20 protein-coding genes are annotated in these 20856 nt (G+C 58.9%); 14 read left to right on the top strand and 6 right to left on the bottom strand.

Translation table 11 applies throughout. The annotated features are described in order from the left end of the window. The first annotated feature begins 26 nt into the window (after positions 1–26). Positions 27–1592, top strand: a complete 1566-nt coding sequence (locus ACP90_RS01940) for a CYTH and CHAD domain-containing protein (RefSeq protein WP_062486388.1) — start codon at positions 27–29, stop codon at positions 1590–1592. Between the two features lie 6 nt (positions 1593–1598). Here ACP90_RS01940 and ACP90_RS01935 read toward each other — a convergent pair whose 3' ends face one another. After that, on the bottom strand, positions 1599–2339 hold the full coding sequence (locus tag ACP90_RS01935; protein WP_023002679.1) for a helix-turn-helix transcriptional regulator: 741 nt from the start codon (positions 2337–2339) through the stop codon (positions 1599–1601). Positions 2340–2459: 120 nt separating this feature from the next. Here ACP90_RS01935 and ACP90_RS01930 point away from each other — a divergent pair, with 120 nt between their 5' ends. After that, positions 2460–3305 carry a hypothetical protein gene (locus ACP90_RS01930; protein ID WP_062486385.1) on the top strand — a complete coding sequence of 282 codons (846 nt, stop codon included), beginning with the start codon at positions 2460–2462 and terminating at the stop codon, positions 3303–3305. 244 nt (positions 3306–3549) lie between these two features. Beyond that, a complete protein-coding gene (locus tag ACP90_RS01925) occupies positions 3550–4197 on the top strand; it encodes a pyridoxamine 5'-phosphate oxidase family protein (RefSeq protein ID WP_062486382.1) in 648 nt (215 codons plus the stop codon). 92 nt (positions 4198–4289) lie between these two features. Here ACP90_RS01925 and ACP90_RS01920 read toward each other — a convergent pair whose 3' ends face one another. Then, positions 4290–5609, bottom strand: coding sequence for an aspartate aminotransferase family protein (locus ACP90_RS01920; RefSeq protein ID WP_062486380.1), 1320 nt, complete (start codon positions 5607–5609; stop codon positions 4290–4292). A 111-nt stretch (positions 5610–5720) separates the two neighbouring features. Between ACP90_RS01920 and ACP90_RS01915 the strand changes: the two genes are divergently transcribed. After that, positions 5721–6581, top strand: coding sequence for a LysR family transcriptional regulator (locus ACP90_RS01915; RefSeq protein WP_062486377.1), 861 nt, complete (start codon positions 5721–5723; stop codon positions 6579–6581). Between the two features lie 244 nt (positions 6582–6825). Continuing rightward, positions 6826–9204 carry an arylsulfatase gene (locus ACP90_RS01910; protein ID WP_062486374.1) on the top strand — a complete coding sequence of 793 codons (2379 nt, stop codon included), beginning with the start codon at positions 6826–6828 and terminating at the stop codon, positions 9202–9204. A 70-nt stretch (positions 9205–9274) separates the two neighbouring features. Here ACP90_RS01910 and ACP90_RS01905 read toward each other — a convergent pair whose 3' ends face one another. After that, complete coding sequence (locus ACP90_RS01905) at positions 9275–9724, bottom strand: GNAT family N-acetyltransferase (RefSeq protein WP_062486371.1); 450 nt, start codon at positions 9722–9724, stop codon at positions 9275–9277. Positions 9725–9775: 51 nt separating this feature from the next. Next, positions 9776–10441 (bottom strand): GntR family transcriptional regulator, encoded by a 666-nt coding sequence (locus ACP90_RS01900; RefSeq protein ID WP_062486368.1) that lies wholly within the window; start codon positions 10439–10441, stop codon positions 9776–9778. A 109-nt stretch (positions 10442–10550) separates the two neighbouring features. On the opposite strand from ACP90_RS01900, the gene ACP90_RS01895 reads away from it, so the two are divergent. The 3 genes from ACP90_RS01895 (at position 10551) to ACP90_RS01885 (ending at position 13502) form a co-directional block, all read left to right on the top strand. Beyond that, positions 10551–11714 (top strand): pyridoxal phosphate-dependent aminotransferase, encoded by a 1164-nt coding sequence (locus tag ACP90_RS01895; RefSeq protein ID WP_062486365.1) that lies wholly within the window; start codon positions 10551–10553, stop codon positions 11712–11714. A 139-nt stretch (positions 11715–11853) separates the two neighbouring features. Next, positions 11854–12234, top strand: a complete 381-nt coding sequence (locus tag ACP90_RS01890; RefSeq protein ID WP_145915705.1) for a cbb3-type cytochrome c oxidase subunit I — start codon at positions 11854–11856, stop codon at positions 12232–12234. Positions 12235–12434: 200 nt separating this feature from the next. Next, positions 12435–13502 (top strand): linear amide C-N hydrolase, encoded by a 1068-nt coding sequence (locus ACP90_RS01885; RefSeq protein WP_062486358.1) that lies wholly within the window; start codon positions 12435–12437, stop codon positions 13500–13502. 225 nt (positions 13503–13727) lie between these two features. On the opposite strand, the gene ACP90_RS01880 is transcribed toward ACP90_RS01885, so the two are convergent. Both ACP90_RS01880 and ACP90_RS01875 read right to left on the bottom strand, forming a co-directional pair. Next, positions 13728–14459, bottom strand: a complete 732-nt coding sequence (locus ACP90_RS01880) for a FadR/GntR family transcriptional regulator (protein WP_082809638.1) — start codon at positions 14457–14459, stop codon at positions 13728–13730. Beyond that, positions 14435–15151: a ribonuclease activity regulator RraA gene (locus ACP90_RS01875; protein WP_062486354.1), complete on the bottom strand. Its 717-nt coding sequence runs from the start codon at positions 15149–15151 to the stop codon at positions 14435–14437. Before ACP90_RS01875 ends, ACP90_RS01880 begins: the two co-directional genes overlap by 25 nt. Positions 15152–15717: 566 nt before the next feature. Here ACP90_RS01875 and ACP90_RS01870 point away from each other — a divergent pair. The 6 genes from ACP90_RS01870 to ACP90_RS01845 all read left to right on the top strand — a co-directional run bounded on the left by ACP90_RS01870 (position 15718) and on the right by ACP90_RS01845 (position 20757). Further along, positions 15718–16710 carry a TRAP transporter substrate-binding protein gene (locus tag ACP90_RS01870; RefSeq protein WP_062486351.1) on the top strand — a complete coding sequence of 331 codons (993 nt, stop codon included), beginning with the start codon at positions 15718–15720 and terminating at the stop codon, positions 16708–16710. A gap of 64 nt (positions 16711–16774) precedes the next feature. Beyond that, positions 16775–17305 (top strand): TRAP transporter small permease, encoded by a 531-nt coding sequence (locus ACP90_RS01865; protein WP_062486350.1) that lies wholly within the window; start codon positions 16775–16777, stop codon positions 17303–17305. Position 17306: 1 nt separating this feature from the next. Further along, positions 17307–18587: a TRAP transporter large permease gene (locus ACP90_RS01860; RefSeq protein ID WP_062486347.1), complete on the top strand. Its 1281-nt coding sequence runs from the start codon at positions 17307–17309 to the stop codon at positions 18585–18587. 114 nt (positions 18588–18701) lie between these two features. After that, positions 18702–19445 (top strand): glucose 1-dehydrogenase, encoded by a 744-nt coding sequence (locus ACP90_RS01855; protein ID WP_062486344.1) that lies wholly within the window; start codon positions 18702–18704, stop codon positions 19443–19445. A 25-nt stretch (positions 19446–19470) separates the two neighbouring features. After that, positions 19471–19782: a cupin domain-containing protein gene (locus ACP90_RS01850; protein ID WP_062486341.1), complete on the top strand. Its 312-nt coding sequence runs from the start codon at positions 19471–19473 to the stop codon at positions 19780–19782. A gap of 84 nt (positions 19783–19866) precedes the next feature. Further along, complete coding sequence (locus tag ACP90_RS01845) at positions 19867–20757, top strand: sugar kinase (protein WP_062486338.1); 891 nt, start codon at positions 19867–19869, stop codon at positions 20755–20757. Positions 20758–20856 lie beyond the last annotated feature (99 nt).

Genomic DNA, 20856 nt, shown 5'->3' with positions numbered 1-20856 from the left:
AGAAATGGCTTGGCTAGAAATTCAGCATGAGCAAATCAGGACGTGAAATCGAGCTTAAGCTCGAGCTGGAAACGACGGCACAGGACGCTTTGAAACGTGCCGGTTCCATAGACGGATTCACTGCCAGCCGCGCCGTGAACAAGACGTTGCAGTCGATCTATTTCGACACGCCGGACCAGGCGCTTCGCAAGGCCAGGATTTCCCTTCGCGTACGCAAGTCCGGCAACAGCTGGGTTCAGACCGTCAAGCTCGGCACGGGCGTCATGGGCGGCCTGTCCTCGCCGGTGGAAGCCGAACATCCGGTCAAGGGCCGTGCGCTCGATTTCTCCGTCATCGAAGACCCCGCCGTCCACGACCGTCTTCTGGAAATCATCGGTGACGCCCCCCTGTCGGAGTGCTTTGAAACGGTGATGAAACGCACCGTGCGCAATCTGACCCGGGACAGTGACGGCACCTTCATCGAACTCGCCTTCGACAACGGCAATATTCTGGCCGGCAGCGGCAGCCAGCCGCTGACCGAACTCGAAATGGAACTGAAGTCCGGCCCGAGCCTTGCCCTTTTCGAGGCGGGCAAGGCTCTTTTGAAAGATATCCCCTTCCGCTTTTCGCCCTATAGCAAGGCCGAGCGCGGGTACCGTTTTGCCGAGGGCACCGCACCTGCGGAACGGGCACCCTATTTTGCCGAGATTGTTTCCTTCGACAGCGGCATCACCACCGAGCACGCCTTTCGCGACGTGCTGCGTTCTTGCCTGACCCAGATTTCCGAAAACCGGCTTGCAGTCCTGTCGTCGGACGATCCGGAAGGCCCGCATCAGCTACGGGTGGGCCTGCGCCGCCTGCGCAGTGCGTTTCGCCTGTTCCGGCCAATCCTGAACCCGGCGACCATGGCACCGCTCGACAGGACGGCGAAGGTCATTGCCACCGAAGCCGGTTCCCTGCGGGATCTCGACGTCCTGGTCGACGAGATCGTTATGCCCCTGGTCGACAGGGCGCCCGGAACCCTGTCCTTTGACGCTCTTCTGGAAAATCTCAATGCCCTCCGGGACGAAAGCACCCGCACCACGCTGACGGATCACCTGAAATCGGAAGAGGTCAACGGTTTCCTGCTCGACCTTGCAGCCTACACCGAGGGGCGCGGCTGGCTGGACCCGGAAAACTTCGGCCAGACGCAGCTTCTGGCCCAACCCGTGGAGACTCACGCCGGCGAAGCTCTTGCCAAGCAGTGGAAGAAGGTTCTGAAATACGGCAAGCGGCTGGAAGAACTTACCGTTCCCGAACGCCACGAAATGCGCAAGGCGATGAAGAAGATGCGCTACGGCATCGAATTCTTCGGCTGCCTCTATCCGAAAGACACCGTGAAGCCCTTCCTGAAGAGGATGAAGAAGCTGCAGGATATCTTCGGCTATCTCAACGATGTCGCCATGGCCGAACAACTGCCGGTGAAATGCAAGGTCAGCGGGGCAAATGCCCTGGCAACCAACCAGGCCATCGGTTTTGTCATCGGCTGGCACGAGGCCCAATGCCAGGCCATGTGGCAGCACGCCAAAGGGTATTGGGAAGCAACCCGGGAAACGCCCAAATTCTGGACCTGACGCTTCTCACCGGCCCGGTTCGATCGTCAGAATGTCCGGAAAGGAAACGGGGGCGAAGGCTCCGGTCAGCTTGAAGGTGGTCAGGTCTTCCTCGCGCGAGACCAGCTGGTCCTGACGGGCCAGCTCGGCGATGGTCTCCTTCAGGGTTTCGATCTCGCGCAGGATGAACGCCCCCGTGTCCGGCAGCATGCGGCGGGAGAGCGTGAAGAACAGGGACTGATTGCCACCCGGATTGGCTATCACCTGCCCCAGAAAGCGCATGTTGATTTCCTTCAGCAGCGGGATCAGCGGCCCGTCCGGACGGAACCTGAAGGGCTCCTTGCGCGTGATCTTGATGCGGTTGCCTGGATGCACTTCGGCCAGCCCAAGCGCCTCCAGCACCCGGCCCAGTCGGAACATGTCCTCTCCCGAGAGATCAAAACGGCGCTCGATTTCCTGTTGCGGGATCGGCTCACGCAGCAGGATGAAGAGATAAAACAGCGACGGATCCGCAGCGAGCCGCGCTTCCGTTGCCACCGGCAGGACGCTTGCCTCTTCCGAATTCCGCTCTGCCCGATGCAATACGTCCGCCAGCGGCACCTCCAGAATTTCGCAGATCTCCAGCAACCGGCTTAGCTTGCAATCGTGCCCGGCGAAGATCCGCTTGACCGTCGGCTCCGATATTTCCATCCGGCTTGCGAGATCCGCATAGGTCATGCCACGTGCCTTCAGCACGCCCTGCAAGATCTTGAAGGTATCACCGCGCATATTCCTGATCCCGAATTCGACAGTTTGAGTATCGTTTTTTGATACCAGATCATCATCAATTGCAAGAAAAGTTCGCCTTCTGCAGGAGAGGTCCAGTTCAACTTTGCGAAAGGACTTCCCATGCAGACCTTCAAACCCCTGGCCGCAGCGCTGCTGCTCGGCCTTTCAACGCTCCCCTCATCAGCCGGTTCACTCTGGTCAACGGACGGCTTCGACATGCCTGAATCCGTGGCCTTTGACGCTGCGGCCAACCGACTCATCGTCAGTGTCATGGAAGGCGCGCCGAATGCGGTCGACGGCAACGGCCATCTGGCGCTTCTGTCCACGGACGGGAAAATCATCGACGCCAAATGGGCAACCGGAATGGACGCTCCCAAAGGACTGGCGCTGATGAACGGCAAGGTCTTCGCGGCCGATCTCACCAGTTTGCGCGTTGTCGACGCCCAGACCGGCAAATTGCTGCAGTCATTGCCTGCAGAAGGCTCGGTTTTCCTGAACGATGTGACCACCAGCGGCAACGAAATCTTCGTTTCCGACATGATGACGAACACCATCTGGCGTTACGTAGATGGTACTTTTGAAAAATGGCTGGAAAGCCCTGAGCTCAATCACCCCAATGGCCTTTACTGGGACAACGGCCGCCTGCTTGTCGGCGCCTGGGGCAAGGGCCTCAAGAACAATTTCACCACTGAAGCACCCGGCAGCCTGCTTGCCATTGATCCTGCCACCAAGGCTATCAGCGTCGTGGCGCGGGATATCGGCAACATCGACGGCATCGCACGGCTGAACGGCAAGCTTGTCCTCAACGACTGGATCAACGGCAAGGTCTTCGAGATTGGTTCTGACGGTACACCGAACGAGATCATGAGCGAACCCGCCGGCCTTGCCGATATTTCCACCCACGATAATGTCCTTTACCTGCCGCATATGCTGGAAGGCAGGATCGAAGCTGTCAGACTGGACTAGCCCAGCCCGTGCAAACGCTTCATCACGCGGGTAAAACGGCAAAAACGGGTTGGGCATCACGTGCCCAACCCGCCCCCTACCACCTTACGATGAGTGGCCCATCAATTCCTGATGTACGCACCTCAGTTTATGCTACCTTCCACGCAGATTGGCCCAGTGTTCGGAAAGTCGAACGCAGGATCAGCTGCCGGGCCAAGACCGGCAGTGCTGGGTCACACAGGGAACAAGGTCGAGGGATAGCGTGATGGAAACCTACAAGATCAAACCGGAGTTCGTCATTTCGGATGAGGAAACGCTCCGGAGCCACTATTCCGAGCTATCGCCGCTGGCTGCAAAAAAGTGCCTGAGCGCGCTGGACAAGTATGCTCGGGACTTCATCGCTCGCTCGCCGTTTCTGTGCCTCGGCACGCAGAACACGGACGGCAAGGCGGATGTCAGTCCGCGTGGAGATCCGGTCGGCTTCGTCAAGGTTCTCGACCCGCAAACGCTTGCCATTCCGGACCGTCCGGGAAACAACCGCCTCGACAGTCTGGCCAATATTGTCGCCAACCCGAATGTCGGGCTTCTGTTCCTGGTTCCCGGGTTTGACGAGACTTTGCGCGTCAACGGCAGGGCAACGCTTGTAACCGATCCGGATCTTCTTCAAACCATGAGCGTGAAGGACCGTGCGCCCAGGCTCGCCATTGTCGTGAAGGTGAGCGAAGTCTTCCTGCACTGCGCCAAGGCGTTCCGGCGCTCACACCTCTGGGACCCCGAACACCGGCAGGACCGCAGCGAAATGCCGTCACTTTCCAAGATCATTCTGGACCAGACGACCGGCGCGCCGGATGACGCGGAAATGCAGAAGCTGGATGCTGCGCTGGAGGAGACCTACCGGAAAACGCTTTATTGAGCGGATCCCGCGTAGCGATTTCACCGGCAGGAGACAGACCGCAGAGGAGCGCTGACGCTCCCCTGCATCACCTCATGCCCTAAGCGGCAATCTCAGGCCCGAGCCGCTTCAATCGCCGACGCCATGATGTCCAGCCCCTGATCGATCTCGTCATCCGAGATCGTCAATGGCGGGGCGATGCGGAAGACCGCGCCCATGGCCGGCAGTTTGACGATGTTCATGCTGAGCCCGCGTGCCATTGCCTCGGCGCCGATCCGGTCTGCCATTGCGAGATCCGGCTGGCGGCTGGCCCGGTCGGTCACGATCTCCAGCCCGAGCAGCAGCCCACGGCCGCGCACATCGCCAACACTCTCAAAACGCTGCTTCAAGCCTTCCAGCCCGGCTTGCAGCCGCTGGCCCGCCGAAACAGCACGGCCGATCAGTCCATCCCGTTCCACCACATCCATCACCGCCAGTCCGACAGCAGCGGGCAGAGGATCGGACACGTGGGTGGTCAGGAACACGAACCCTTTCCGGTGCGCTTCTTCCTCGATGGCACGGCTCGTCAGCACGGCGGAGAGCGGCAATCCGGCACCCAGGGTCTTGGACAAGGTCAGGATGTCCGGTGTCACCCCGTCGCGCTGGAAGGCGAACATGTGCCCCGTCCGGCCGATACCGGTCTGGGCCTCGTCCAGGATCAGCAGCATCCCGCGCTCGTCGCACTTCTGGCGCAGTGCAGCGAGATAGCCCTCCGGCAATTCGATGATGCCGCCTGACGACAGGATCGGCTCTGCAATGAACGCTGCAAGATTGCCGGTGGACTGGCTGTCGACCAGCGCGAAGGCATCGTCCAGCTCGGTCTTCCAGTCCAGATTACCGTTCGCATCGGTAAACCGCGGCCGGTAGGCATTGGGGGCGGGGATTGCGAACGACCCCGGATTGACCGGCCCGTAGCCCCGCCGGTTGTGACTGTAGGTGGCGGAAGCGGCTGCCCCGGTCATGCCGTGCCAGCTCTTGGTAAAGGCCACGATCTCGTGCTTGCCGGTAACCAGCTTTGCCAGACGGATGGCGGCCTCGTTGGATTCCGCCCCGGTGGACAGGAGCAGCACCTTTTCCAAACCGGGCACAAGAGATCCGAGGCGCTTCGACAGGTCGACGACCGGGCGGGACAGCATGCCGCTGAACAGGTGGTCGAGCTGGCCGATCTGCTCACGCACGGTGCGCACGATATCCGGATGGGAATGCCCCAGGATGGAACTCATCTGACCGGACGTGAAATCGAGGATTGGTGCGCCTGAGCTGTCATAGACATAACTGCCTTCGGCACGTTCGATGACACGTTGTTCGAACACAGGGCCATACCGCAGGACGTGATCCGACACGTCGGACCAGAACCCGGTATCCGTGCTGTTGCTGGCGCTTTCCAATGCCATGATGCGTCTCCTGATCCGGCCGGCTGAATTGACTGCAGCAAGTTTAGGAGAAGCCTTGCATTCAATAAAATTCATAATTTAGATTATGATATTCAATTGGATTGATATCATATGCCTGTTCTGGAAATCGCCTTGCTGCGCAGTTTCATGGAAGTCGCCCGCAGCGGCTCGATCAGCACCGCAGCGCGGCAGGTGGGGCGGACACAATCCGCCGTCAGCATGCAGATGAACCGGCTGGAGGCGATTGTCGGTCAGCAGATCCTGCGCCGCACACGCGGGGGTGTGGAACTGACGGCAGCAGGTGACAGGTTTCTGGTCCAGGCGGAACGCATTCTTGCCGTCCACGACGAAGCACTTGCCACCCTGCCGGGGGCAGGCCTGCATGGCCTCATCAGTTTCGGCTGCCCGGAAGACTATCTGACCGCCTTCTTTCCCGATCTTCTGAAAGGGTTTGGCGCGCGGCATGGCGATGTCGAGATCGAGGTGGTCTGTGCTCCGACAACGGAATTGCACCTTCAGCTGCAGCGCAGGCGGGTCGATCTTGCCCTGATTTCCGTTCCCGGCGAAGACGCGTCTGCCCGCATCCTGAGGCCGGAAAGCTTTGTCTGGGTGGCCAATCGTCCCGATCCGGAGGTCCTGCAAAAGGATGTTGTGCCGCTTGCGCTTTCGGCGCCGGACACATTGGACCATCGCGCCGCCCGCACCGCCATGGATCAGGCAGGCAAGCCCTATCGCATCGCCTTTGCCAGCAATGGCCTCGCGGGCCTGTTGGCGATTGCCCGGTCCGGCCAGGCCATCAGTGTGGTGACCCGCTCCGCAGTGCCGCACGATCTCCACATCTTGGAGGCCGGCCTGCCGCCACTTCCCGGCATCGGCGTCACGCTGGCCTATGCGTCGCCAAATCCCTCGGCTGCAACGCAGGCATTCGGAGAGTTCGTGGCGGACAAGCTGCGCAGCCCGGCGACGAGCTGACATCACAACACCGGACCGGGCAATATCCCCGGCCCATTCGGCCGGCCTCTCGGCCCGGGTCGCCCGCATTTACCAAATCCACCTGAAAGGCGTGCGGTTTTCAGATATACTTCCTAGAGTGGAATTGCATTCCGTTTCGTTCCTTATTGCCTTGCGGTCGCTCGTTGTCGCGAAACCTCTACGCAGCGGTCCGCACCCCGCCATTTCACTGCATTGACCGGCCTTGAACCCATGGAGTGGTCTGATGAAGAAACCCGGCATTTTTTCAACTTTATTGATGCTTCCCGCGATGGCCGCAGGTTGTCTTGCAATCGGCAACGCCTTGGCAGCCGACGGCCCCACTGGAGCAGAGGATGGACAGGTTACCCTTCCCTATGCGGAGCAGAAGTTTCGCGGTGATGTGGGCACGACCTATCTGAACGCAGCACCGGCCGAGTTTCCTGCAGCCGTATCAGCTCCCGAAGGCGCTCCCAACGTGCTCCTGATCCTGCTGGATGATGTCGGTTTCGGGCAGTTCACTGTCACCGGCGGCGGTGTGCCGTCACCGGCGATGGACAAGCTTGCCGAGGAAGGCCTGACCTTCACCCGCTTTCATACAACGGCGCTCTGCTCCCCCACCCGGGCAGCACTTTTGACCGGGAGCAACCACAACGTTGCCGGTACCGGTGTCATCACCGAGCTTGCCACAGGCTATGATGGCTATACCGGCATCATTCCGAAAGACACCGCCTCGGTTGCCGAGATCCTGCGCCAGAACGGCTATGCGACAGCCTGGATCGGCAAGAACCACAACACGCCGATCTACGAGACAAGCGCGGCAGGCCCGTTCGACCGTTGGCCGAACGGCCTTGGCTTCGACTATTTCTACGGGTTCATGGCTGGCGACACCAATCAGGTCCGTCCTTATCTTTTCGAGAACCAGACGCCGATCGGAACGCCGGAAGGGGACGACTATTACCTCAGCACCGATCTCGCCGACCAGACGATCAACTGGCTGAAGACGCTGGAAGCCATTCAGCCAGGCAAACCCTGGTTCGCCTATCTGGCACCGGCTGCAACCCATGCCCCGCACCAGGCTCCCAAGGAGCTGATCGACACCTTCAAGGGCAAGTTCGACATGGGCTGGGACGCCTATCGCGAGCAGACCTTCCAGCGCCAGAAAGACATGGGGATCATTCCCGAAAACACCGAGCTGACCTCCCGCCCGGGCAGCCTGCCCGCCTGGGACAGCCTGAACGACGACCAGAAGAAGCTCTATACGCGGATGATGGAGGTCTTTGCCGCCTACGGCCAGCAGGTCGACCAGGAAGTCGGACGCGTGCTCGACTATGTGGCCACATTGCCGGATGCCGAAAACACGATGATCATCTACATCGTCGGCGATAACGGGGCGTCCGCGGAAGGCGGCTTTGACGGCACCTTGAACGAAAATGCCTTCTTCAACGCCTATCTGATGACCACCGACGACATGCTGAGCCGGATGGACGAGATCGGAACGGAACTTCATTTCAACCACTTCCCGGCCGGCTGGGCCTGGGCGGTGGATGCGCCCTTCCAGTGGACGAAACAGGTAGCAAGCCACCTGGGCGGCGTACGCAACCCGATGATCGTGAAATGGCCTGCCCGCTTCTCCGGACAAGGCGAAACGCGGACGCAGTTCCTGCATGTCATCGACATTGCCCCGACCATCCTTGAAGCGGCCAGCATTCCCGAGCCGCGCAGCGTCAACGGAACAACTCAGACACCCATCCAGGGCAAGAGCTTCCTGAGCACGCTGGACGATGCCGGGGCCGAAGAAGTCCGAACCAGCCAGTATTTCGAGATGTTCGTGAACCGGGGCATCTATAAGGATGGCTGGTGGGCCGCTTCCCTGGCGTTTGAACCCTGGGATCCCGTGCGCGGCGCGTTCGATCCCTTCAAGGCCAAATGGGAGCTTTATGATCTCGAAGAAGATTTCAGCCAGGCACGGGACATTGCTGCGGACAACCCGGACAAGCTTGAAGAGCTGAAAGCCCTCTGGTGGGCGGAAGCTTCCGCCAACAAGGCTCTGCCGCTGGACTGGCGCGGGGCTGAACGCTTCAGCGCGGAGGAAACCGGCAAGCCAAACCTTGCCGGCGATCGCACGAGCTTCACCTATGCGGGCGTTCTCGCAGGACTGCCGGAATCCTCGGCGCCAGACCTGAAGAACAAATCCTTCTCCGTAACCGCCCGCGTCAACATCGAGGACAACGCCAACGGCATGATCTTCACCCAGGGTGGGAACACCGGAGGCTGGGCGTTTTATCTCAAGGACGGCAAGCTGAAGGCGGCCCACAACTATATCGATGTTGCCGTCTATTCCGTTGAAAGCGATGGCACGGTTCCGGCTGGCGAGCGCGAGCTGAAGATGGACTTCACCTATGAGGGCGGCGAGGAAATGGGCAAGAGCGGCACCTTGACCCTTTCCGTCGACGGCAGCCCTGTCGGCTCCGGTCAAATCGCACAGACCACTCCGTTCAAATACTCGCTGTCGGAAAACCAGGATGTGGGAACAGACACCGGAACGGCGGTCACGACCGACTATCAGGCGCCATTCGATTTTCAGGGAGAGCTTGAAGCGGTTGTCGTGGACCTGAAAAAATAGCGTTTCGGCGGCTCCAACCGATTGTCATCAACATCCGGATGCCAGGCCGACGGGGATCAAGCACCGGGGATCAAGCGCCGGGCATCCAGGCGTAGACGGTGTCCAATGCGTCCTGCGAGACGAACCGGAACCCGCAGGCGAGATAAAAATCATTGGCGGGACTACCGTTGAGGGCCATCAGCCGGATCGGCAGTCCCGCCGCTTCTGCCTCAGCCTTCAGGCCGTCGACGACATCTCGGCCAAGCCCAAGCCCCTGAAAGGCCGGGCTGAAATAGAGATGATCGAGGTAGAAATGGTCGGCGTGCCTGCGCACGACAAAAAAGCCGGCGATGCCTTCTTCCACCAGGATGATCCTTGTGTCCGTGGCAACAAAGCTGCCCAGGAAACGCTCCCGCGCGCGAAGGGGGTCAAACCGCCCGACGGCTTCGAGGCTCGGCTGCATTGCCTCGACGCGAATACCGGCAAGCCTTTCCGCATCGGCCTCAGCTGCCGCTTCAATCCAGTAGATTTTTCGAGACATTCGTTTCCTCGCCAGCGGGAGACAGACGACACCTGCCGCATCTGATCACCTTCACGGCGCGGGCAGTCTTGCAGACAAGCGTTCGACCAGCGCCTCTCCGGCAGCCTCGATATGACGCCTCAGGATTTCGCAGGCTTCCGTTCCATCCCGGCGGCGGCAGGCTTCAAGCAGGTCCCGGTGTTCCTGATGAGAGCGCCGGGTGTAGTCGAGCTGCGCCGCCGCAAGCCGCAAGTACCGGTCGCCGGTTTCATTGAGCGCGGCAATCTGTGCCAGCAGCCGCGGCCTTGCGCAGGGCTCATACAGCGCGAAATGAAACGCCTTGTTCAAGGCTCCGAAGTTTTCCAGGTCCGACGCCTCGGCCCTGTCCTGAATGGCTGCGGCCCGGTCGATCTGGCTGTTCGTCAGCTCCGGAATGGCAAGGCGCAAGGCCAGTGTCTCCAGCGCCGCCCGCATTTCATAAACTTCCCTGAATTCCTCCGGATCAAGCGGGGCAACGATGGCGCCCTTGTTCGGCGGCATCTGCACCAGCCCTTCGGCTTCCAGCAGGCGCAGCGCATCGCGAACAGGCATCCGGCTGGTCTCGAACAACACCGCCAGCCGTTCCTGGCGCAGCGCCTCGCCCGGTTTCAGCTCGCCCGAGACGATCTTTTCCCGCAGGGCATCGGCCACCCGAATGGCCTGATCTCCGGTTCTTTTTGCGCTTGTCCGCTCTGTCATCTGTCCGTCCGGCTGGGTCCTTCCGCTTTCGTAGACAATCAGCGACTTGACTGCAATCCGGCAAATATGTATCCAGTTTTTAAATTTGGATACAAAAAGGATATTGCAGATGACCGTCTCGCGATTGAAGGATATTCCGGGAATTGGCGTGGACAAGATGGGACAGGCCGCCGATGACGCCGGAAATTCCGACATGCTTCGGCTGGAGAACCTGGATACGGACCTTCGCCCGCCGGAGGAGGCGCTGGAAGCAACGCTGGCTGCCATCGGCCGGGATGACGCCAACAGCTATCTGCCGTTCCTGGGCACGAATGACATCCGCAGGGCCGCAACCAGCCGGATATCGGCTACCACCGGCCAGCCCTACGACTGGAATACCCAATGCGTCATTTCGGCGGGCGGCCTGTCCGGCATCCTCAATGCCCTGCTGGCAATTCTGGAGCCGGGCGACGAGGTCATCATCACCGATCCCGCCTATGCGGGACTACTCAACCGCATCCGTCTAGCCGGCGGCGTTCCGAAGCTGGTTCCGCTAAGGGTGGTCGACGGCGGCTGGCGTCTTGATCTGGAAGAACTGCGCCGCGCAGCCAGCGCCAGAACCCGGGCCGTTTTGACCATGAGCCCGTCCATGCCGACTGGCATCGTCCACACGGCGGAAGAATGGAACGCCATTGCGGAAGTCGTGATGCGCACCGGCGCCTTCCTGCTGCACGACGCCGCCATGGAGCGGATTCTCTACACCGGCAAGCCAGTGATCCACCCGGCCAGCCTGGATGGCATGGCGGAGCGCACGATAACGGTGGGCTGCGTTTCCAAGGAATACCGGATGATCGGCTGGCGGGTCGGCTGGACGGTCGGCCCCGCCCCGATCATGGCGGACATCGGCCTTGTCAGCCTCACCAACGTCGTCTGCCAGGTCGGCATCGCAATGCCGGGTGCCGCGGCCGCCATCACCGCGAAAGACGACGGTATCGCCGCTGCAACGGCAACCTGGAAAGCCCGCCGGGACATCATCCTGCAGGCACTTTCGGACCTGCCCGTCGTGCGCCCGGATGGCGGCTGGTCTCTGTTGATCGACACCACCGAGCTCGGCTACTCCCCGGTGGAAGCCTCCCGGTTGCTGTTCGAAAAGGGGCGGATCGCGGCAACACCGATGACCGGCTGGGGCAGCGAGGACATCGCCGGACGCTACCTGCGTTTCGTCTTCGCCAACGAGCCGGCAGAAAGGCTCGGCGATATCCGCGAGCGATTGCGCCTCGCCTGGGAGGTCTGACGGCACCTCCCCAGCCTCGACACCTCAGGAAAGCCCTGCCCGGGCTTTCTTCCTCCCTCACGTTCTACCCCCGGTCCGCACCGGTTTCTTCACCCCGCTTGTGCCCAAAGGCACAGCTTTCCTTGAAAGGACGAAAGACTTGACCACCAGCATCCCAACCCTGGCCGCCTGGCTGTTCCGGCTTGCCGCTCTCTGGATGCTGATCGGACTGGTGCTCGGCATCGTCATGGCGGCAAGCCATGACCACGCGCTCTCGCCGGTTCATGTGCACACCAACCTTCTTGGCTGGGCAACCCTGGCCCTGACCGGGCTCCTCTACACGGTGATCCCGGCCATGGCGGACAACAGGTTTGCCCGCCTGCACTTCTGGCTTCATGCGCTTGGACTGCCGGTGATGATGGCGGCGCTGGCCGCCTATGCGCTTGGCGATACGGCGATGGAACCCGTCATCGCAGTTGGTGCGATCGCGGTCACCGCCGGGCTTGCCTTTTTCACGGTCAACCTGTTTCGGACGCTTTGACCGGACGGGTTTCACCCAACTCGCCCATGCTCCGTGTCCGGGGCCCGCAGTGGCAACACTGCGGGCCATTTCCGTTTGCCGCTCGAACCGGCACACAATCGCCGGCCTGTCTTGACAGCGTCACACCTGGCCGTCCCTATATCACCAGTTGTGCCGGGGGCGACTCGGCACCCCATCGGCAAACCGCGAGGAGACGGCGCATGAAGATCGGCAAGACCACGGTAACGGCAGCCTGCGCATTGGCCATCGCCTCGTCTGGCCTGCTGGCGCCACGCCTTGCGGATGCCTGCACCCGGGTGGTCTATCTCGGTGCCAGCGAGCAGGTGATCACCGCCCGCTCGATGGACTGGAGGACCGATGTCGGCACGAACCTCTGGCTGTTCCCGCGCGGCATGAAGCGCAATGGCGAGGCCGGTGAAAACTCCCTGGAATGGACCTCGAAGTACGGCAGTGTCATTGCCTCCGGCTACGACATTTCAACGACTGACGGCATGAACGAAGCCGGGCTTGTCGCCAATGTGCTGTGGCTGGTGGAATCCGAGTATCCAGAATACGACAGCTCCAAACCCGGCCTGACGATCGCCGCCTGGGCGCAATATGTGCTCGACAATTTCGCGACCGTTGAAGAGGCCGTCCGCGCGCTGGAGGCCGAACCCTTCACGCTCTTCAGCGACAATGTTCCAGGCGAAGAACGCCTCGCCACCCTGCACCTGTCCCTGTCGGATGCAAGCGGCGACAGCGCCATCGTGGAATATATCGACGGCAAGCAGGTGATCCACCACAGCCGCGCCTACCAGGTGATGACCAACTCGCCCACCTTCGAAGAGCAGTTGGCCCTGAACCAGTACTGGAAGGAAATCGGCGGCACGGTAATGCTGCCGGGCACCAACCGTGCGGCGGACCGCTTTGCCCGCGCATCGTTCTATGTCGATGCCATCCCGAGAACCGAAAGCCCGGTCGAGACGATTGCCAGCGTCTTCGGCGTCATCCGCAATGTCTCCGTGCCGCTCGGCATCACCACGCCCGACCAGCCGAACATTTCCTCCACCCGCTGGCGCACCGTCGCCGACCAGAAGCGCAAGCTCTACTTCTTCGAATCCGTGGTGACCCCGAACATCTTCTGGATCGATTTCAGCCAGGCCGACTTTTCGCCGAAAACCGGCAAGGTCATGAAACTAGACCTCGGCCCCAACCAGACCAACATCTACTCCGGCATGGCCAACGCACACTTCCAGGAAGCAGAACCGTTCCGGTTTCTGGGGCGATAGGACGCGGGAAGGGCTGCTTTGCGTCGTCAAGGCGGACTATCACTGGTTTTCGGTCCGATCTGCAAAGCCACCGTTCGTTGCGCTACGCACGAAGGTTCATAGAGGGCGGAAAGTTGACACTTGCTGCGCTGTGAACGAATGGCCGGACTGGGGAAGCTGGTGAAGCGGCAGGTGTCGGCGGGTACAACAATTCAATACGACGTAGCTTAGGCCTCAGCACTTCTTTTAGCCCTCAAAAATTCGCTTTCTTGCGCTTTCAACGTGGTTGCGCATCGCTTGACGGGCCGCCTCCTGATCAGCCGCTTCGATCGCATCGAAAATATCGTAATGCTCTGATTGCACCAGTTTCATTCGTGTCTGTGGCTTGGTGAGCGACAGATTGCGCGTGAGATTCATTCCGGTCAGGATGTTGGATTGCATGGAAGACCGGGCGGCCGCGAAATACTTGTTGTCCGCTGCATTGCAGACGGCGACGTGAAAGGCTTCGTCGGCGGCGACCCCCAGCTCACCATCCCTGATGCATCGGTCAAGCTCCTCCAGGGTGTTGCGCATTTCAGCAAGGTCTGCATCGGTCCGGCGTTGAGCAGCAAAGAAGGCTGCTTCACCTTCAATTGCTGCCCGGAATTCGAACGTCCGCTGAATGTCGGCAATTGAGCCGACTGGCGCAAAATCGCGCACAGCACCTTCAGGCCGGCGCTTTACGAATGAACCGGATCCTTGCCGGGACACGATAACATCGTCTTCCCGCAGTTGTTTAAGGGCCTGGCGCAGCACTGGCCGCGACATTCCAAATTCATTGCACAGATTTTGTTCCGTCGGCAACTTGCCCCCGACCGGTATGTCGCCATCCATGATCTTCGCAAGGATGTTTTCATAGGCTCGGTCTGACAAGGAGCGGTCACGCAAGTGACCGTCACTCGCCGCCGCTCTGACTATTTGCCTTTTTCCTGCCGCCACGTTTTGAACCTGTCTTTGGTTGATGGGGCCGTCGGTGGATAAAGTCCGAACGTCGATGCCCCCTGTTTAACCATATCTAGAACGAAGTCCTCGAAGACAGTCATCTCAACGGCCTCGTCTGCGACTTCATTTGCCATATGACGCGGAATGCATACAACGCCTTCATTGTCACCGACAATGACATCTCCGGGAAAGACGGAAACACCGCCACAGGCAATCGGATCGTTGACTGCAACCGCGTGATGCCTGGTCAAGTTGGTCGGTGCACTCGGGCGGGCATGGTAAGCAGGCATGTCAAGTTCAGCTATATCCGGCGTATCCCGGAATCCGCCGTCCGTGACTATGCCGCGGCAGCCTCGAGACTGAAGCCGAGTCGCGAGGATACAGCCGGCTGAAGCCGCCGATGCATCCATTCGCGAGTCGATCATGAACACTGTCCCCGCTGGGCATTCTTCGACACCCTTGCGCTGCGCGTTGTTTCTGTCTGCGAAGGAGTCTAGATGATCCAGGTCCTCTCGAGCGGGAATGTATCTGAGAGTGTAAGCCGTCCCGACCATGTTCGGCCCGGGCCGAAGTCTGTTCACCCCTTGCAGAAAAATGTTCTTCAAACCCCGTTTGAACATCACGGTTGTGAGCGTTGCAGAGCTAACAGTCATCAGCTTTTTGTAAGTGTTTTCGCAAAGATCTGACATTTTTTCGGGCTCTAGCTCTTGTTCGTTCAGAGGGGAGATCAGACGAAAGGACTACCCTCGGACGCTCAATTTGTCAATAATTTGTAATTGCCTTGTTACACCTCTCAGCATAACGAGGAAAACGAAATTTCTGGCAACTCGAGACCTTTTGGCTAGCGTATGCGGCACCAAAGGGGTATCTAGTATCTATTTGTTATTATTATTATTTGTGGCCTAATAGAGATCTCGGCGTATCAGCTTTCTCTTTTGTGTACCTGCTGTAGGCGTCAAGAGCTTTTCGGGATTTACGGCCGTCATGTCCAAAGATCTGCCACAGGAACGGATTTTGACCCCAATTTTAGGCCGGACAACAACCTCGACTAGGCCCTAAAGACCCAAAATTAATCGATTGAATTTTGCTCTTTTTGGCAAGATCGACGGATTGGCCCCAGGCCCAGGAATTAAAAATATTCAAATATTTCAATTGGATAAGCTTGCGAACTTCAAAAATTTGTTTGTTACATTTTTCAACTTGTAAAAATTTGTAAATTGCGTATCGTCTTGCCTGGTCAAACAGGGAGGAACTTATGACCCTACTGAAATCTTTGAAATTGAGCGCCGCTTTTGTCGCCGCGATTGCAACGTCCGCGGCAGTCATGACCGCCGAGGCCAAGGAATTGCGCGGCTGGAACATCCATGTGGAGGACTATCCCGTCTCTCACGGCATGGAAGCTTTCGTGAAGGAGGTCAGCGAAAAGACCAACGGCGAGATCACCGGCAAGGTGTTTCATGGCGGCGTGCTCGGGTCCCAGCCGGATGCCATCGAGCAGACCCGCCTCGGCGTGATCGATTTCGGCGTGTTCAGCCTCGGGCCGATGGGCCAGGTTGTTCCGGAAGCCAACGTCGTCTCACTGCCGTTTATCTTCAAGAGCGTTCCGCAGATGTACGAACTCATGGACGGTGAGGCCGGAGCCGCGCTGAGCAAGGGCCTTGAGGCAAAGGGAATTGTCGCACTTGGCTACTATGACGCCGGCGCCCGCTCCTTCTACACCTCGGTCAAGTCCATCCAGGAGCCGGAAGACCTGACGGGCATGAAAATTCGCGTCATGAACAATGACCTCTTCGTCGGTATGGTGGACTCCATGGGCGGCAATGCAACGCCAATGGCATTTGCCGAAGTGTACCAGGCCATCAAGACGGGCGTCGTGGACGGCGCGGAAAACAATCCGCCTTCCTATGAATCCACCAACCACTTTGAAGTTGCCAAGTTCTATTCCCTGACAGAGCATCTCATCATTCCCGAGTGCCTGTGCATGAGCAAAAAGACCTTTGACGCTCTGACGCCCGAGCAGCAGGAAATCGTCAGGGAAGCTGGTCGCAACAGCACGGCTTTGCAACGCGAGCTCTGGCAGAAACGAGAGGCCGCGAGCATGGCCAAGGTTGAAGAAGGTGGTGTTGCTGTGAATACCGTTGAGGACAAGGCCGCGTTCCAGGCCGCGATGGCTCCGGTGTATGATGCCTTCCTGGCACAGAACCCGGACCTCACCGAACTGGTCGACCTGTTCAGAAACGCACAGTAACACTGTTGCCGCAGGGCCTTGCCAGCTCCTCCGGCAAGGCCCTGCAGGTTCTGGAGCCGCTTCAATGCCGAACGCACTGAATATCTGGGATCAGCTTGAAATCTGGCTGGACCGCCTGAAACGCCTTTGTGTTTTGGTGGGGTCTGTCGCTTTGGTCGTGCTGGTTGCGACCTTTGGTTGGCTGGTGTTCGGGCGCTACGTTCTCAATCAGACACCCACCTGGGTCGAACAGCTCGCACTCCTGTTGATTTGCTACATCACGTTTCTCGGAGCAGCGATCGGGATCCATGAACAATCGCATCTTGGGGTTACATTCCTTCGGGACGCACTGCCAGCACGCATCCGTCAAGCTCTTCTTCTGTTGACTGACCTTTGCCTTGCCATTTTCGGCGCAGTCATGCTGGCGGCATGCGTTGAGCTTTTCGAGTTCGGCTGGTCCACGCGGCTGCCGATGTTGAACATTCCCGAAAGTTTCAGAACCCTGTCAGCCGTTTTGTGCGGCGGGTTGATGATTGTGTTTGCCGGAGCACGGGTCCTTTTGAGGGGACGCTCCCTGATGCGCGGCGAGATCTACGAAAACGAAAAGGTAATCTGAAATGGGTCTCGCAATCCTGCTGGGCGTATTTGGAATCAGTGTTGTTCTGGGCGTTCCAGTCGCCTTCGCTATGGGAATCTCCGCAGCGGCAGCGTTTTGGTACGAGGGCTTTCCCCTCCTGATGACGTTTCAGCGCTCCATTTCCGGGGTCGCGTCCTTCTCGCTGCTGGCGATCCCCTTTTTCGTCTTTGCCGGTGAACTGATGCTGCATGGCGGGATTGCCTTGCGGCTGGTGAAACTGGCCTCGGCGCTCGTTGGTCACGTCCGCGGCGGCCTGGCCTCGGTCAACATCTTTTCCAGCATGCTTTTCGGCGGAATTTCCGGATCCGCGATTGCCGATATCTCCGCCCTCGGGTCTCTGCTCATTCCAGTGATGAAGGGCAAGGGCTACAGGCCCGACTACGCCGTCAATGTCACTGTTACCTCTTCTATTGCCGGTATCGTCATACCGCCAAGCCATAACATGATCATCTTCGTGGTTGCTGCGGGTGGCGGTATTTCGATTTCCAAACTTTTCCTGGCCGGCGTCATACCCGGTATTCTCATGTGCCTCTGTCTGGCCGTTGCCGCCTATGTCGTTGCCTTGAAGCACAATTACGGGTCCGAGCCGTTCCCCGGCTGGCGCGTTGTTGGACAGACGGCGATTGCCGCGATCCCTGGCTTGATTACTGCTGTCATCATCGTCGGTGGTGTCCTGTCGGGTATTTTCACCGTAACGGAATCAGGGGCCTTCGGCGCGATCTATGCGTTGCTGCTCACGGCATTTGTCTACAAGACGCTAGATTGGGACAGCTTTGTAGTGGCGGTGACCTCCGCGTTGAGAACGACCGCGATGGTTATGATCCTCATAGGCTTTGCCAGTTCGTTTGCCTATTTGCTTGCGCTTTATCAGGTGCCGGCAAAGCTCAGCGACTTCCTGCTGGGGATCTCCGAAGACAAGATCTTCATCCTGCTGATGATCAATTTGATGCTGCTGATGCTCGGCATGATCATGGACATGGCGGCACTGATCCTCATCTGCACGCCGATCTTCCTGCCAATCGCCAGAGAACTTGGCATGGATCCGGTTCAGTTCGGCATCATGATGCTGGTCAATCTTGGTTTGGGACTGTGTACGCCACCCGTCGGAACCTGTCTTTTTGTCGGCTGTGCGGTCGGCAAGATCAAGATCGAGGAAGCACTGAAGTCCATATGGCCATTCTACCTGGCTCTCTTTGTTGCCCTCATGCTGATCACCTACGTGCCCGCATTCTCGATGTTCCTGCCGTCGCTGTTCGAGTGACAGCCTAATTGGAAACCAAAAGCTTTCGGCTCTGCTGCGCCACCGGCCGAGCCTGACTTCACCCCACACGATGCCGGATACCCGGCGATTTGACACCTGTTTGAGGACCAAACCATGAAACTTAAGGCAAAAACCGCAATCGTCACAGGTGGCGGCAGGGACATCGGCCAGGCCTGCGCTCTGAAACTTGCTGAGGAAGGAGCGAATGTTGCCATCAACTACTTTTCCAGCAGTACTGGCGCGGAAGACACCATTGCCAAAATCAAGGCGGCTGGCGGCAACGCATTTGCCCTGCAGGGTGACCTGAACTCAGAGGCCAATGTCGATGCGCTGGTTGGCAAAACCATCGAGGAATTTGGCGGGCTCGATGTTCTTGTGAACAACGCCGGCGGACTGATTGCCCGCAAAACCATAGCGGACATGTCGCTGGATCATTGGCGTGCCGTGATGGATCTCAATCTGACCAGCACGTTCCTGATGATCAAGGCGTGCCTTCCGCACCTGAAGTCCGGAGCGATCGTCAACATCGCCAGTCAGGCAGGGCGTGACGGCGGTGGCGGCGGCGCCGTTGCCTACGCGACCTCCAAGGGCGCCGTGATGACCCTGACCCGCGGTCTCGCCAAGGAACTAGGGCCCGACGTGAGGGTGAATGCACTGTGTCCGGGCATGATCGACACCGACTTCCACAATGTCTTCACCAAACCGGACGTGCGCAAAAATGTAGAAGCAGCAACACCCCTGAAGCGACAGGGCACACCGGCGGATGTCGCCAACCTCGTTGCCTTCCTGGCAACCGACGACTCGGCTTTTGTGACCGGGGCCAATGTCGATATCAATGGCGGCCTGTTTTTCAGTTGATATTCGAACGGAAAGGGAGCGGACCATGGCCGCGTTTGAAATTGTGAAAACCGGAGAAGGTGTGACCCGCCAGGTTCTGGCGGATCATCCTGACCTAATGATGGTGGCGTTCTGCTTTGACCATGCAGGCGCTGAAGGCGCGTTGCACAGCCATCCGCACGTGCAGTCGACTTTCGTCGAAAGCGGGCGGTTCAGGTTCTTCCTGGGTGATGAACAACGTGAAGTCGCGGCTGGCGACAGCTTTGTCATTCCCTCAGGCCAGACACATGGCTGCGTTTGCCTGGAGCCCGGCAGGCTGGTCGACTGCTTCACGCCAAGACGTGACGATTTTCTCTGATCAAATCCGAAACAAACGCTGCCAGCAGAACTGCTCTGGAAGTTTCCGGCACGTTTTAATGAGTTTCAAATCAAGGAAGACGGAATGCGTTTCTTGTCGATCGGTGAATGCATGGCCGAACTTGCTCCCAGTGGTGATCCGGGACACTTTCGCATGGGATTTGCGGGAGATACGTTCAACACGGTCTGGTATCTGCGCGCCCTGCGTCCCGACATTCGCGGTGCCTACTATACCGTGATTGGAATGGACACTATCTCCGACAAGCTTCTCGAGGAGATGGATGCCATCGGCATCGACACAACCTGGATATCAAGGCGGCCAGACCGGACAATCGGTCTCTATCTCATTGAATTGTTGAATGGGGAACGGAGTTTTTCCTACTGGCGGAACAGCTCCGCGGCCAAGTGTCTGGCCGATGAAAAAGCTACATTGGTCAAGGCGATTGCATCCGCGGATATTATCTATTTCTCCGGCATCACGCTCGCGATCCTCGAGCCCTACGCACGGAATTCGTTGCTGGAAACCATCCGAGAGGCACACGAGTTTGGGAAAACTGTTGCGTTCGATCCGAACCTGCGACCGGGTCTGTGGACTGACACGAAGACAATGAAGAATACCGTCATGCGTGGGGCTGAGATGAGCAACATTGTCCTTCCCTCCTTTGAAGACGAAGCGCTTCATTTCGGGGACATTGATCCAGCTGCGACCATTGAGCGATATGTCTCCGCCGGCGCGGATCGTGTCATCGTCAAGAACGGGCCTCATCCAGTAGCCTTTTTTCACCAGGGAAACCGGGACACGGTGCCTGTCTCACAGATTGCCAACGTCGTCGATACAACGGCTGCCGGCGACAGCTTCAACGCAGGTTATCTGGCAGAACTTGATCGAGATATCCCGCAACAGGAGATGATTGCTGCAGCGTCGCGTGTGGCTGCTAAGGTCATTCAGAGCCACGGGGCACTTGTTCAGCTTTGAGATCCCGTGTTTCAAGGCAATCCATCTTAGCTAGTGCGACAATCCGCTCAGCAATTGTCGGAACGTGCAAGTGTCCGGTTTTTGGAACTGATCTCGAGA

The sequence above is a fragment of the Labrenzia sp. CP4 genome (genome assembly GCF_001579905.1).
In the GTDB taxonomy this organism is placed as follows: Bacteria; Pseudomonadota; Alphaproteobacteria; order Rhizobiales; family Stappiaceae; genus Roseibium; species Roseibium algicola.
The sequence above is the reverse complement of the archived record's forward strand: the minus strand, read 5'-3'. Positions and strand labels throughout refer to the sequence as shown.